Raw genomic sequence first — 12,482 nt, forward strand, 5'->3', positions numbered from 1 at the left:
GCAAGAGCGTTTTGCTTACTTTTGCGCTCTTCAAAAGTGAGCCGCTGTAAGAGCGGAACCCATATCAGCCATAACAAAAATAACGGATATGTACACCACCCCCAAAAATCCCTACCGCAAGGGCCCAAAAACCTGCCGATACCGCTCCACCCCCTGACCCGTCTCCCGCACCAGAACCACCTCAACCCCCAGCGGTTCATCCTGCCGATTTCCACTCAACTGCCGCCACCCCTTGTCCCAAACCCGCACCTGCAAATCCCTGACCTGCCCAAGCACCGCCACCGCGTCCCTGGGCGCCGGCAGCGGATACCGATCCCGCGCCGGTGCCGCCGCGCGATACAGCGTGTCCCCCTTGAGCCACCACCGCACCCGCTGCAACCCATCCCCAGGAACCGGCGCACTCCGGATCACCTCCAACCGAAACCCTTTGCTATCCGAACTCCTCACCGACACCGCCGCCAACCCCCCAGGCTTCGGCGCCTCATCCCCAATCGGCGGGCCCAACTCAACCCCCGCACGCAAACTCAGATCCAGCTGCATCTGGTTCAACGCCCGCAACAAGGCCTCAGTCTCCTCACTGCTGGCCTGCAAGTGCTGATCAGCCCGGGTCACACTGTCCAGCCCGCGCCAGGCAATCACACTGACCACCGCCATCAACATGATCGCCACCATCACCTCAATCAGCGTAAAACCCTTCTGATCACTCATGACTCACCACCCGCAACAACCCCGCCGCATCCCGTTGCAGACTCAGGCTGTGCTGCCCATCCGACAGCACTACCCGCATCGGCGGATTCACCCATTCAGCATCCAGCACCAGGTTCTTGCCAGGCTCGATGCGCACCTGCATCGGCGTGCTGTCCCAGGCCCGCGGACGCAGTTGCTGATCGCCACTGAAGTCCTCCAACCCCAGCCCATCATCGGTAACGCGGCTGAAGCGAAACCCCTTGGCATCCGCCTTCCAGGTAATCGCCCGGCCATCCGCCCGTGCCTCGGCCTGGGCCACCTGCAGCAATTGGCTCAGGCGTTCCGCGTCCTTGCGCAGCAGGTGCAGCGGATCAGGCTTGATGCTCAGGCTGATGGCCGCACTGGCGATGCCGATGATCACCAACACCACCATCAACTCGATCAACGTGAAGCCCTGCTGTTTCATTTTTTGCTCCCTGATCAACCGCTGAAATAAAAAGGTGCGAATTGCCCTGTAGCCTGAGGCAACGGACAAACAGGAGGTCCCGCCCATGGCATTCGCCCATCGTTTTTCACCCGCCCACGGCGTCCAGGCTTTGGCGTTGTTGGCAGCGCTGGCGGGGGTGGCGACCTGGACGCCGTTGCTGCTCACGTCGGCCGAGTCCCACACCCCGCAAGCCGCGCCCCAGGCACTGGCCGCCCGCAGTGACAACCCTGCCGTGCAGTGGTTTTCGAATACCCCGGCGGTGATGCAGATCAAGGTCTCCGGGGTGCTCGCCGGGGCCCGTGGCGCGGTGGCGATTCTCAGCCTCAACGATGGCCCGCCCCGCAGCTTTTTGTTGGGTGAGCGGCTAAGCCCCGGCGTGCGGTTGACGGCCATTGAAGGCAATAGCGTGGAGATCGAACGTGGTACTGAAAAAATCCGCGTGCCCCTCGACAAGCTGCCCGACGGCCCGGCCTTGCCCAGCCTCACTCGGCAGTAACCGGGCGCTTCACCGGCGGGCGCCCCATCAAGGTTTCCAGGCGCGCCAGGGGTGGCGCTTCACGGGTCGCGTCCAGTACCAGCACGCTGACCTGGAACAAGCGCCCATCCGGGCCGTTGCTGATGGTCTGTTCGCAACGCAGTTTCAGCCGGCCCTGGTCGCAGTCAAAGGTCTTTCGCCCGGGGTTCACCCGACCTTCCAGGCGCAGTTCCGCCAGGCGACTCTGGGCCGCCAGCAGCGCCATCGACTTGTCCCGCAGCAGGCCGTTGCTGGTGGTCATCAGCCCGGCCACGCGCACGGCCGCCGCCATGGCCACGGCGATGATCGCCAGTGCCACCAACACTTCAATCAGGGTGAAACCTTGCTCGTTGCGGGGGCCGCCCATGGCGTACTCAAAACCGGGAATCAGGCCCGCAGACTAGCCCCCGCAGTTGACCGATTAGCGACCAAAGCTCCCGAGGATTTTCAACATGACTGACATGTGTTCTTGCAACACTGCGCCACGAAATGCACTCAAGCCAAGGAATGTCGAGATGGATATCGCACACTTCACCTCCCCACGCAGGCAGCGTGGTTTCACCTTGATCGAGATCATGGTGGTCGTGGTGATCCTGGGGATTCTGGCGGCGCTGGTGGTGCCCAAGGTGCTCGACCGCCCGGACCAGGCGCGGGCCACGGCCGCCAAACAGGACATTGGCGGGCTGATGCAGGCCCTGAAACTCTACCGCCTCGACCACGGCTCGTATCCCAGCATGAACCAGGGCTTGAAGGTGCTGGTGGAGCGCCCGGCCGACGCGAAAAACAGCAACTGGCGCGCCTACCTTGAACGCCTGCCCAACGACCCGTGGGGCAACCCTTATCACTACCTCAACCCAGGGGCCAACGGCGAAGTGGATGTGTTCTCCCTCGGCGCCGACGGGAAACCCGATGGTGACGGCGTGAATGCCGATATCGGCTCCTGGCAGTTATAAGGCCGGCGATGAACAGCCATTCGCCCCCAGCGGCGAAGCAGCGCGGCATGGCGATTATCAGTGCCTTGCTGATCGCGGCCGTGGTTGCGGTGATTGCCGGTGCCATGCTCACCCGGCAGACCGTGTTCACCCGCAGCCTGGAAGCCGAACAACTGCGTATCCAGGGGCAATGGTTGTTGAATGGCGGCCTGGAAACCAGTCGCCAACTCCTGTGGGATGCGCGCCGTCAGGATGTATTGACCCGGCTCGATCAACCGTGGGCACGCCCCCTCGGCGGTGCTTTCGAGGGGCGGATTGAGGATGAGCAGGGCAAGTTCAACCTGCGCAATCTGGTGACCCAACAACACCCGGACGCCGGGCAATTGCAGAGCTTCGAGCGCTTGTGCCAATTGATCGGCATCGACCCGGCCGTGAGCCGCCGCATCAGCCGGCGGGTGATCGACTCATACGACCAGCGCGAGGTCACCGCCTCACTCACCGGCGGTTTCAACAGCAGCCGGGATACCTCGCCCGGTGCAGCGGCGCCATTGATTCCAGCCAAGTACCCGATGCTGCGCAGCCTCACCGACCTCAGTGGCATCGAAGGCCTCGACCCGCGCCAACTGCGGCGCATGGCGAGCTACGTCAGCGTGCTGCCCGGCAATACCTGGGTCAACGGCAATACCGCCAGCCCCGAGGTGCTCAGTAGCGTGGTGCCGGGCCTCAGCCTGTCGCAGGCCAAGGCGCTGGTGGCCGAGCGCGACGGCGGGCGCTGGTTTATCAATCGCGGGGATTTCGTCAACCGGTTGCGCATGCCACAGGTCGCGGTGGACACGGTGCAGGTGGGAATCACCAGTGAGTGGTTTCGCCTGCAGGGCCAGGTCCGTCGCGAACAGCGTCGGGTCACGCTGGAGGCGTTGCTGTATCGCCCCGAAGACCGTCAGCCCCAGGTTATCTGGTCGCGGGTGGGCGTATGAAGCGTTTACGAATCGGCTTGCCGCCATTGGATGAACTCACCCCCGAGAGCCAGGTGCAGTTCGCCTGGCTGGACCGGGTGGGGCAGGTCAGCCAGCAAGGCCAGGGCAGCCTGACGCAACTGGCGAATAACCCGGCGGCGTTTTTTCTGCACCCGCGGGACAGCCTGCTGACCAGCCTGGAGCTGCCGCAATTGCCCTCCGCCAAGGTCGACGATGCAGTGATCTGCGCGGCTCAGGCATTGATCCTTGGCCCGTTGGAATCGATGCATGTGGCCCACGGCCCGCGGGAAAGCAGCGGGCTGGTGCAGGTCGGCTGGTTGCCCAAAAGCAGCCTTGAACACCTGGGCCGGATAACCACCCAGCTGAAAATCAAAGTGCGCGGGCTGTACCCGGCGCCGTATGCGTTGCCAGTCAGCGAGCAACCGAGCGCGGCATTCAGCGACGGGCATTTGCTGCTGCGCCTCAGTGTCCAGCAGGGTGCGGTGCATCCTTTGGGACAGCCCGCGCTGGATGATCTGCTCGCCACCGGCGTCGATGTCCATCAAGTGACTGGCGAGGTTCGTTGGAGTGGGCCATTGCCGGGCTGGGGTTTGCACGGTCGGCTTCAGCAGGCGGCCACCGGTGGCTGGGGCAGGGCGGCGGCGTGCACGGCGCTGGCGGTCGCCATCTGGACCTTGGGCCTGAACCTCTACGCCGCCCGCCAGGTCGACGAAGGCCAGCGCCTCAAGGCGCAGATGAGCCAGCAAGTGCGCCAGGCCTTTCCCGAGCTGCCGGTGATTCTCAACCCGCTGCAACAAGCCCGTCAGCAATTGGCCGCACGCCAGAGTGGCGCGGCGGCTGAGCCGGGCCAGCGCTTTACTGGCTTGCTGGCGCTGGCGGGTAGCAGCTTGCCGTCCATGGCGGGCGCTGTCGAGCGCCTGAGCTACGAGCAAGGTCGTTTGCAGGTGAGCCTGCTGCCCGACACCCGCAGTCCGGCGCTGGCGGCTGACGGGCAGGCGCTGCTGGCCCAGGCCGGGTTCAGCGCCACCCGCGACGACCAGGGCTGGACAGTCGGCCCGCTCGCCGAGCGCGTTGAAGCCGATGCCGATGCCGATGCAGATGATGAGGCCGAAGATGAATAAGCGCTGGCAGCTTCTGCGTAGCCGGGCCCAGGTGTTCTGGAACGGTCTGGCCGTGCGTGAAAAACGTCTGCTGGTGGGCGCCGGCCTGGTGCTGGCGGGGCTGCTGACCTGGTTGCTGTTGATCCAGCCACCGCTGAAGAAGATCGATTACTGGCAAGCCGAAACCCCGAAACTGCGCAGTCAGGCCGAGGCCTTGCAGGTGCTGCTGCAAGGCGTCGCGGCAACCCCGCGCAGCAATGACCTGGAAACCGCCTTGCACCTGTCCCTCGACAACGCCGGGCTACAGGGCCGCTATCAATTGCAGGCGCAGGACACCGGCAGTTGGAGCCTGACCTTCGAGGAGGCCCCGGCGGATGCCGTGATCGACTGGCTGCTGGCCAACCCCCGGCCGTTCTCCCTGGAAGTCTCCGAGGCCCGCCTGCAACGCGCAGGCGCTGCCACCCCTTCAAACTCGGCCGGCACTTTGTCCGGGACCGTTCGCATGGATCAGGCGCCTGGCGCTAAGGAAGCTTCATGAAGTGGTCATTGCCCAACGCTGCGCCTTATCGCAAGGTCGCCCCTTTGCTCTTGCTGGCGCTGGGAGCCTGCAGCAATCCCCAATCGCCCACGCCGCTGCTGGTGGACAGCGAACTCGGCCAGCCCCTGGCCGACACCCGGCGCAGCGGCGACACCCCGCTGGATCGCCAGCGCGAACCGGTGCCGCCAGCCCGAGTGCAACACCCGGTGACCAACAGTGCCCGCAGCCACTCCACCGCCCCGGCCAAGGCGCGCAACCCGTTGGGCGATCAGCCGGTGCAACTGAACTTCGTCGACGCTGATATTCAGGCCGTGGTGCGCGCCTTGTCCCGCGCCACCGGCCAGCAGTTCCTGGTGGACCCACGGGTGAAAGGCAACCTGACCCTGGTCAGCGAAGGCCAGGTACCGGCGCACCAAGCCTACGACATGCTGCTGGCGGCGCTGCGCATGCAAGGCTTCAGCGTGGTCGACGTGGGCGGCGTGGCCCAGGTGGTGCCGGAGGCAGACGCGAAGCTGTTGGGCGGGCCGATCTACAGTGGCGCCAACCCGGGCGGGCAGGGCATGCAAACCCGCACCTTCCGCCTGCAATACGAAAACGCGGTAAACCTGATCCCGGTGCTGCGCCCCATCGTGTCGCCGAACAACCCGATCAACGCCTACCCCGGCAACAACAGCATCGTCATCACCGACTACGCAGAAAACCTTGCACGGGTGGCACAGATCATCGACGGCATCGACACCCCGAGCGCCATCGACACCGACGTGGTGAAAGTGCAGAACGGCATCGCCGTGGACATCGCCGCCATGGTCTCGGAACTCCTCGAAACCCAGGGCGCCGACCAGACCCAGAAAATCAGCGTGATCGGCGACCCGCGTTCCAACTCCATCATCATCCGCGCCGGCAGCCCGGAGCGCACGGAGCTGGCGCGCAACCTGATCTACAAGCTGGACAATGCCCAGAGCAACCCGAGCAATATGCACGTGGTGTACCTGCGCAACGCCCAGGCCGGCAAGTTGGCGCAGTCGCTACGGGGCTTGCTCACTGGCGAGAGCGACACCGGTACCAGTGACAATGCCCGCGGCAAGTTGAGCAGCATGGGCGGCAACACCCAGACCGGCCAGGGCAGCACCCAGAACAGCAGCGGCACTCCCACCGGCAGCGGCACTGCCCAGCCCAGCGGTTACGGGCAAGACACCAGTGCCGCCGGTGCTTCGTCCTCCAGCGACCAGAACACCGCGTTCAGCGCCGGTGGTGTGACCATCCAGGCGGACGCCACCACCAACACCTTGCTGATCTCCGCGCCGGACCCGCTGTATCGCAACCTGCGGGAGGTGATCGACATGCTCGACCAGCGTCGCGCCCAGGTGGTGATCGAGAGCCTGATCGTCGAAGTGGGCGAGGACGATGCCAGCGAGTTCGGGGTGCAGTGGCAAGCGGGGAACTTGGGCGGGAAGGGGGGCTTTGGCGGGGTGAACCTGGGGGGCAGCGGCTTGAATGGAACCCCCACCAGCAAGACCAGCATTGATGTGTTGCCCAAGGGTTTGAACATCGGGCTGGTGGACGGCACGGTGGATATTCCGGGGATCGGCAAGGTGCTGGACCTCAAGGTGCTGGCCCGGGCGTTGAAGAGCAAGGGCGGAACGAATGTGTTGTCGACGCCGAACCTGCTGACCCTGGATAACGAGGCGGCGAGTATTTTTGTGGGGCAGACGATTCCTTTCGTCACGGGCAGTTATGTGACCGGTGGCGGGGGGACCAGCAATAACCCGTTCCAGACGGTACAGCGGGAGGAGGTGGGGCTGAAGCTGAACGTGCGGCCGCAGATTTCCGAGGGGGGGACGGTGAAGCTGGATATTTATCAGGAGGTCAGCAGTGTCGACACGCGGGCTTCGGTGGATGCCGGGACGGTGACGAACAAGCGGGCGATTGATACGAGTATTTTGCTGGATGACGGGCAGATCATGGTGCTCGGGGGGCTGTTGCAGGATGGGTATAGCCAGAGTAATGACGCGGTGCCTTGGTTGTCGGATATTCCCGGGTTGGGGGCGTTGTTCAGGAATGAAAAACGCAGTGTGACGAAGACGAATTTGATGGTGTTTTTGCGGCCTTACATTATTCGCGACAGTGGGGCGGGGCGCAGTATTACGCTGAATCGCTATGAGTTTATGCGCAGGGCTCAGGGTGGGTTGCAGCCGGAGCGCAGTTGGGCGCTGCCGGATGTGCAGGCGCCGCAGTTGCCTTCGGTGGATAAGGCGATTCCCGAGGCGCAGGGGGTTAGGGCGGTGATTCGGGCGGTGCCGGTTTCTGGGGGGCGGCGGTGAGGGTTATGGCGTACGCCTGTGGGAGCTGTCGAGCTTTAGCGAGGCTGCGATGGGGGGCTGGCAGACGATTTTTATTTTTGGGCGGAGTACATATCCGTTGCTGCGGTAACGGCTACTTAGGGTTCCGCTCTTACAGCGGGTCACTTTTGGCAAACGCCCCAAAAGTAACCAAAAGGTCTTTGCCCCACCACTCGGTGCCTCGCTTAGGCTCGGCATGCCCGCACTCCGGCTCGGCTCCGCGGGCCGCCGCGACGGGCCATCCATGGCCCGGCGCGGCTAAATCGGCTTCCCTGCCGATTTACCCGCTCCAGGCCAAGGATGGCCCATCGCGGCGGCCCACGGTCCAAAGCCGGAGTGAGGGCACACCGAGCCCAAGCGAGGTGCCGAGTGGTGGGGCAAGAGCGTTTTGCTTACTTTTGCGCTCTTCAAAAGTGAGCCGCTGTAAGAGCGGAACCAATCGAAGCCGTTACCGAAGGAATGGATATGTACTCAACCAAACGAAGCCCAAAAGCATGAGCCTCCTGCCTTACGCCTGGGCCAAATCCCAACGCATCCTTCTTCACCCGGGAACCCAGGGCCCGACGCTGACCATTTGCCCCTCAACCCCCGGCTGGTCCATCAGCGAGGTCTACCGCCAGTTCGGCCAAACCCACCTCATCCAGGTGCGCGACGACGAACTCGACGGCCTCCTGGCCAGCGCCTACGCCGACACCGGCAGCGCCGCCGCCGTGGTGGGCGCCGCCGAAAACGAAGTCGACCTCGACCGCCTCATGCAAGACATCCCCGAAATCACCGACCTGCTCGACACCCAGGACGGCGCTCCGGTGATCCGCATGATCAACGCCTTACTCACCCAGGCCGCCCGCGACGAGGCCAGCGACATCCACATCGAACCCTACGAAACCCACTCCGTGGTGCGCTACCGCGTCGACGGCACCCTGCGTGACGTCGTGTCCCCGCGCAAAGCCCTGCACGGCGCCCTGGTCTCACGCATCAAGATCATGGCCCAACTCGACATCGCCGAAAAACGCCTGCCCCAGGACGGCCGCATCGCCCTGCGCGTCGCCGGTCGTCCCATCGACATCCGCGTCTCCACCGTGCCCACCGGCCATGGCGAACGTGTGGTGATGCGCCTGCTGGACAAACAAGCCGGCCGCCTGCAACTGGAAACCCTCGGCATGGACCCTGCCGTGCTGGGCAAACTCGACAGCCTGATCCGCCAACCCCACGGCATCGTGCTGGTCACCGGCCCCACCGGCAGCGGCAAGACCACCAGCCTCTACGCCGCCCTGGCCCGGCTGGATGCGAGCACCAGCAATATCCTGACCGTCGAAGACCCGGTGGAATACGACCTGCCGGGCATCAGCCAGATCCAGGTCAACGCCAAGATCGACATGACCTTCGCCCTGGCCCTGCGGGCGATTCTGCGCCAGGACCCGGACATCATCATGATCGGCGAAATCCGCGACCTGGAGACCGCACAAATCGCGGTCCAGGCCTCGCTCACCGGCCACCTGGTACTCGCCACCCTGCACACCAATGATGCCGTCTCGGCGGTCAACCGCCTGATCGACATGGGCGTCGAGCCGTTCCTGCTGGCCTCATCCCTGCTCGGTGTATTGGCCCAGCGCCTGGTGCGCCGCCTGTGCCCGCACTGCAAGCAGGAAGACCCGGCGGCGCCCGGCACCTGGCGGCCGGTCGGGTGTGCGCAGTGCAACCAGATCGGCTACAGCGGGCGTACCGGTATTCATGAATTGTTCTGCATCGATGATGAGCTGCGCGGGCTGATCCACCAGGGCGCCGGCGAGCAGGACCTGAGAGCCTCCGCACGCCGGGCCGGCATGTTCAGCATGCGCGAAGACGGCGAACGCTGGGTGCGCAGCGGCGCCACCGCCCCCGAAGAAATTCTGCGCGTAACACGGGACGCCTGATGAACCGATACCGCTACGAAGCCGCCGACGCCACCGGCAAGCTGGAGTCCGGGCACCTTGAGGCCGACAGCCAGAGCGGCGCCTTTGCCCACCTGCGCAGCCGAGGCCTGACGGCCTTGCGGGTGCAGATCGAGAACAACAACCCGCAAGCCGGTGGCGGCAGCCGGTTCGGTGCCAAGCTCTCGGACAATGACCTGGCCTGGGCCACGCGGCAACTGGCGAGCCTGCTCGGTGCGAGCTTGCCACTGGAGGCGGCGTTAAGCGCCACGGTGGAGCAAGCCGAGAAAAAACACATTGCCCAGACCTTGAGCGCGGTGCGCGCCGATGTGCGCAGCGGCATGCGCCTGGCCGATGCATTGGCCGCGCGGCCCCGGGATTTTCCCTCGATCTACCGGGCGCTGATTGCCGCAGGGGAGGAGTCCGGCGACCTGGCGCAAGTCATGGAGCGCCTGGCCGATTACATCGAGGAGCGCAACAACCTGCGAGGCAAGATCCTCACGGCGTTTATCTACCCGGGCGTGGTGGGGCTGGTGTCCATCGGCATCGTGATTTTCCTGCTCAGCTATGTGGTGCCGCAGGTGGTCAGCGCGTTTTCCCAGGCTCGCCAGGACCTGCCGGGGCTGACGTTGGCGATGCTTAACGCCAGTGATTTTATCCGCGCCTGGGGCTGGCTGTGTTTTGCCGGGATCGTGGGTAGCTTCTGGGGCTGGCGCCTGTACCTGCGCAATCCCGTGGCGCGTTTGAACTGGCACAGCCGGGTGCTGCGCCTGCCGCTGATCGGGCGCTTTGTGCTGGGGCTCAACACGGCGCGTTTTGCCTCGACCCTGGCGATTCTCGGTGGGGCGGGTGTGCCGTTGTTGCGTGCCCTGGAAGCGGCGCGCCAGACGCTGTCCAACGACCGTCTGAGCCAGTGCGTCAGCGACGCCACCGCCAAGGTGCGCGAGGGCGTCAATCTGGCGCCGGCGCTGGCGGTGGAAAAGGTCTTCCCGCCGGTGCTGATCCACCTGATCGCCAGCGGCGAAAAAACCGGCTCCCTGCCGCCGATGCTTGAGCGTGCGGCGCAAACATTGTCCCGGGATATCGAGCGTCGGGCGATGGGCATGACGGCCTTGCTTGAACCCTTGATGATCGTGGTGATGGGCGCCGTTGTGCTGGTCATCGTCATGGCCGTCCTGCTGCCCATTATCGAAATCAACCAACTGGTGACCTGACTGCTGACGAAACACGGTCAAAAATGTGGGAGCGGGCTTGCTCGCGAAAGCGGTGGATCAGGCGCGACATGCATTGACTGACACACCGCTTTCGCGAGCAAGCCCGCTCCCACATTTGAACTGCGTTTCTTCAACACTCTTTTCGTGCGCCCGACACGCGGGTCCCAACCTCGGGTTCCTCATTCTGTCATCTGCCCAACCCCGCCACACGGCCCGTAACGCCTCCAGCCCGGAACTCGAAATCCGCGCTGAAACCCCGCTGTCATCTCACCTCCAAACCGTCCAGAAGCATGACCAAAACACCCGAGAATCTTTTTAGAAATCAAGCCGTTCCTCCCGAGGTTTTTTCCTTTTGCTGTCATCGGATACTGCGAAATTTCATACCCATGGCCTCACCCCTCGCTACCCCCGAACCACGGCCTGGGACCGAAGCCATAGCGTCATCTACCCCAACGTACAAACACGACGAAAGGAGCTTCTTCATGTTTAAGCGCAACGTTCTCGCGGTATCCATGACCCTCGCTGCACTGTGCTCGGCCCAGGCTGCCATGGCAGACATCAACGGCGGCGGCGCCACCCTGCCACAACCGCTGTACCAGACCTCCGGCGTATTGACTGCCGGTTTCGCCCCGTACATCGGTGTGGGCAGCGGCAAAGGCAAACTGGCGTTCCTGAACAACGACTACAGCCAGTTCGGGACCGGCACCAAGAACGTGCACTGGGCCGGCAGCGACTCGAAGCTGACCCAGACTGAGCTGGATGGCTACGTGGCGGCCCACAACACTGCCTGGGGTCCGTTGATCCAGGTACCGTCGGTGGCTACTTCGGTTGCCATTCCGTTCAACAAGGCCGGTGCCAACGCCGTCAACCTGAGCGTCAGTGACCTGTGTGGCGTGTTCTCCGGCCGTGTGAGTGACTGGGGTCAGATCAGCGGTTCCGGCCGTACCGGCGCTATCACCGTGGTGTACCGCAGCGAGTCCAGCGGCACTACTGAACTCTTCACGCGCTTCCTCAACGCCAAGTGCTCTGAAGCACTGCCTTTCGCCGTGACCACTACCTTCTCGTCCAGCTATGGTACTGGCGCACCGGCAGGCGCTGTAGCTGCTACCGGCAGCCAGGGCGTCATGACCGCGCTGAGTGGCCAGGATGGCGGCATCACCTACATGAGCCCGGATTACGCTGCGCCAACCCTGGCCGGTCTGGATGACGCCACCAAAGTCGCCAAGGTTGCCGGTGTTTCCCCTGCGCCTGCCAACGTGTCGGCCGCCATCGCTGCCGTGCCGGTTCCAGCTGTCGCCAACCGCAGCAATCCAAACGCCTGGGTGCCGGTGTTTGCTGCTGCTACCAACCCTTCTGATCCAAGCGTAGTGGTTTACCCAACCACCGGTTACCCAATCCTGGGCTTCACCAACCTGGTGTTCAGCCAGTGCTACGTCGACGCCACTCAAACCTCGCAGGTCCGTGCGTTCTTCACTCGCCACTACGGTTCCAGCACGTTGACCAACAACGACAACGCCATCAACAACAACCGCTTCGTGCCACTGCCAGCAGCCTGGAAAACCGCGATTCGTGACACCTTCGTCACCGCTACCAACGACCTGAGCATCGGCAAGTCCAACATCTGCAACGCCATCGGTCGTCCGCTGTAACCCCAAGCTTTCAGCGACCTGCAACACCTGATCAGCAACGGCCTGTGCCGTTGCTGATTTTTTGCGTTTGCACCCGGGCTAGCAGCCTTACATGAACTTTCCATGACAGAAGTTCAGTCGCGCCCCTCGCCAACC

At 64.0% G+C, this 12,482-nt stretch carries 12 protein-coding genes; 9 read left to right on the forward strand and 3 right to left on the reverse strand.

Going from position 1 to position 12,482, the window contains the following annotated elements:
- Positions 1-111 precede the first annotated feature (111 nt).
- The gene (locus NVB75_RS32170; RefSeq protein ID WP_258344996.1) at positions 112-708 is read right to left on the reverse strand and encodes a type II secretion system protein GspJ; all 597 of its coding nucleotides are present in this window, start codon (positions 706-708) and stop codon (positions 112-114) included.
- Complete coding sequence (gspH, locus tag NVB75_RS32175) at positions 701-1,153, reverse strand: type II secretion system minor pseudopilin GspH (protein ID WP_063029136.1); 453 nt, start codon at positions 1,151-1,153, stop codon at positions 701-703. Before gspH ends, NVB75_RS32170 begins: the two co-directional genes overlap by 8 nt.
- Before the next feature lie 85 nt (positions 1,154-1,238).
- Here gspH and NVB75_RS32180 point away from each other — a divergent pair, with 85 nt between their 5' ends.
- Positions 1,239-1,670: a type II secretion system protein N gene (locus NVB75_RS32180; RefSeq protein ID WP_258344997.1), complete on the forward strand. Its 432-nt coding sequence runs from the start codon at positions 1,239-1,241 to the stop codon at positions 1,668-1,670.
- Here the strand turns inward: NVB75_RS32180 and gspI are convergent.
- A complete protein-coding gene (gene gspI / locus NVB75_RS32185; protein ID WP_258344998.1) occupies positions 1,657-2,055 on the reverse strand; it encodes a type II secretion system minor pseudopilin GspI in 399 nt (132 codons plus the stop codon). The two genes, NVB75_RS32180 and gspI, sit on opposite strands and share 14 nt — an antisense overlap.
- Before the next feature lie 148 nt (positions 2,056-2,203).
- Between gspI and gspG the strand changes: the two genes are divergently transcribed.
- The 8 genes from gspG (at position 2,204) to NVB75_RS32225 (ending at position 12,347) form a co-directional block, all read left to right on the forward strand.
- Positions 2,204-2,641 carry a type II secretion system major pseudopilin GspG gene (gene gspG, locus NVB75_RS32190; RefSeq protein WP_010173458.1) on the forward strand — a complete coding sequence of 146 codons (438 nt, stop codon included), beginning with the start codon at positions 2,204-2,206 and terminating at the stop codon, positions 2,639-2,641.
- Between the two features lie 8 nt (positions 2,642-2,649).
- Entirely contained in the window at positions 2,650-3,597 is a 948-nt protein-coding gene (gene gspK / locus NVB75_RS32195; protein WP_258345001.1) for a type II secretion system minor pseudopilin GspK, read from the forward strand.
- Entirely contained in the window at positions 3,594-4,718 is a 1,125-nt protein-coding gene (gspL, locus tag NVB75_RS32200) for a type II secretion system protein GspL (protein ID WP_258345002.1), read from the forward strand. The genes gspK and gspL overlap by 4 nt, the downstream gene beginning before the upstream one ends.
- Positions 4,711-5,235 (forward strand): type II secretion system protein M, encoded by a 525-nt coding sequence (locus NVB75_RS32205; RefSeq protein WP_258345003.1) that lies wholly within the window; start codon positions 4,711-4,713, stop codon positions 5,233-5,235. Before gspL ends, NVB75_RS32205 begins: the two co-directional genes overlap by 8 nt.
- Positions 5,232-7,556: a type II secretion system secretin GspD gene (gene gspD / locus NVB75_RS32210; RefSeq protein WP_258345005.1), complete on the forward strand. Its 2,325-nt coding sequence runs from the start codon at positions 5,232-5,234 to the stop codon at positions 7,554-7,556. The genes NVB75_RS32205 and gspD overlap by 4 nt, the downstream gene beginning before the upstream one ends.
- 512 nt (positions 7,557-8,068) lie before the next feature.
- Positions 8,069-9,487, forward strand: a complete 1,419-nt coding sequence (gspE, locus tag NVB75_RS32215) for a type II secretion system ATPase GspE (protein WP_258345006.1) — start codon at positions 8,069-8,071, stop codon at positions 9,485-9,487.
- Positions 9,487-10,698: a type II secretion system inner membrane protein GspF gene (gene gspF, locus NVB75_RS32220; RefSeq protein ID WP_258345007.1), complete on the forward strand. Its 1,212-nt coding sequence runs from the start codon at positions 9,487-9,489 to the stop codon at positions 10,696-10,698. The genes gspE and gspF overlap by 1 nt, the downstream gene beginning before the upstream one ends.
- Before the next feature lie 482 nt (positions 10,699-11,180).
- Complete coding sequence (locus NVB75_RS32225) at positions 11,181-12,347, forward strand: substrate-binding domain-containing protein (RefSeq protein WP_258345009.1); 1,167 nt, start codon at positions 11,181-11,183, stop codon at positions 12,345-12,347.
- Positions 12,348-12,482: the final 135 nt, after the last annotated feature.

It is taken from the genome of Pseudomonas sp. CBS, assembly GCF_024734645.1.
Lineage (GTDB): Bacteria > Pseudomonadota > Gammaproteobacteria > Pseudomonadales > Pseudomonadaceae > Aquipseudomonas.

Excerpts from the sequence above, each read along its gene's own strand:
- NVB75_RS32170 (WP_258344996.1), bottom strand. The coding sequence starts at position 708 with ATGAGTGATCAGAAGGGTTTTACGCTGATTGAGGTGATGGTGGCGATC.
- gspH (WP_063029136.1), bottom strand. The coding sequence starts at position 1,153 with ATGAAACAGCAGGGCTTCACGTTGATCGAGTTGATGGTGGTGTTGGTG.
- NVB75_RS32180 (WP_258344997.1), top strand. The coding sequence starts at position 1,239 with ATGGCATTCGCCCATCGTTTTTCACCCGCCCACGGCGTCCAGGCTTTG.
- gspI (WP_258344998.1), bottom strand. The coding sequence starts at position 2,055 with ATGGGCGGCCCCCGCAACGAGCAAGGTTTCACCCTGATTGAAGTGTTG.
- gspG (WP_010173458.1), top strand. The coding sequence starts at position 2,204 with ATGGATATCGCACACTTCACCTCCCCACGCAGGCAGCGTGGTTTCACC.
- gspK (WP_258345001.1), top strand. The coding sequence starts at position 2,650 with ATGAACAGCCATTCGCCCCCAGCGGCGAAGCAGCGCGGCATGGCGATT.
- gspL (WP_258345002.1), top strand. The coding sequence starts at position 3,594 with ATGAAGCGTTTACGAATCGGCTTGCCGCCATTGGATGAACTCACCCCC.
- NVB75_RS32205 (WP_258345003.1), top strand. The coding sequence starts at position 4,711 with ATGAATAAGCGCTGGCAGCTTCTGCGTAGCCGGGCCCAGGTGTTCTGG.
- gspD (WP_258345005.1), top strand. The coding sequence starts at position 5,232 with ATGAAGTGGTCATTGCCCAACGCTGCGCCTTATCGCAAGGTCGCCCCT.
- gspE (WP_258345006.1), top strand. The coding sequence starts at position 8,069 with ATGAGCCTCCTGCCTTACGCCTGGGCCAAATCCCAACGCATCCTTCTT.
- gspF (WP_258345007.1), top strand. The coding sequence starts at position 9,487 with ATGAACCGATACCGCTACGAAGCCGCCGACGCCACCGGCAAGCTGGAG.
- NVB75_RS32225 (WP_258345009.1), top strand. The coding sequence starts at position 11,181 with ATGTTTAAGCGCAACGTTCTCGCGGTATCCATGACCCTCGCTGCACTG.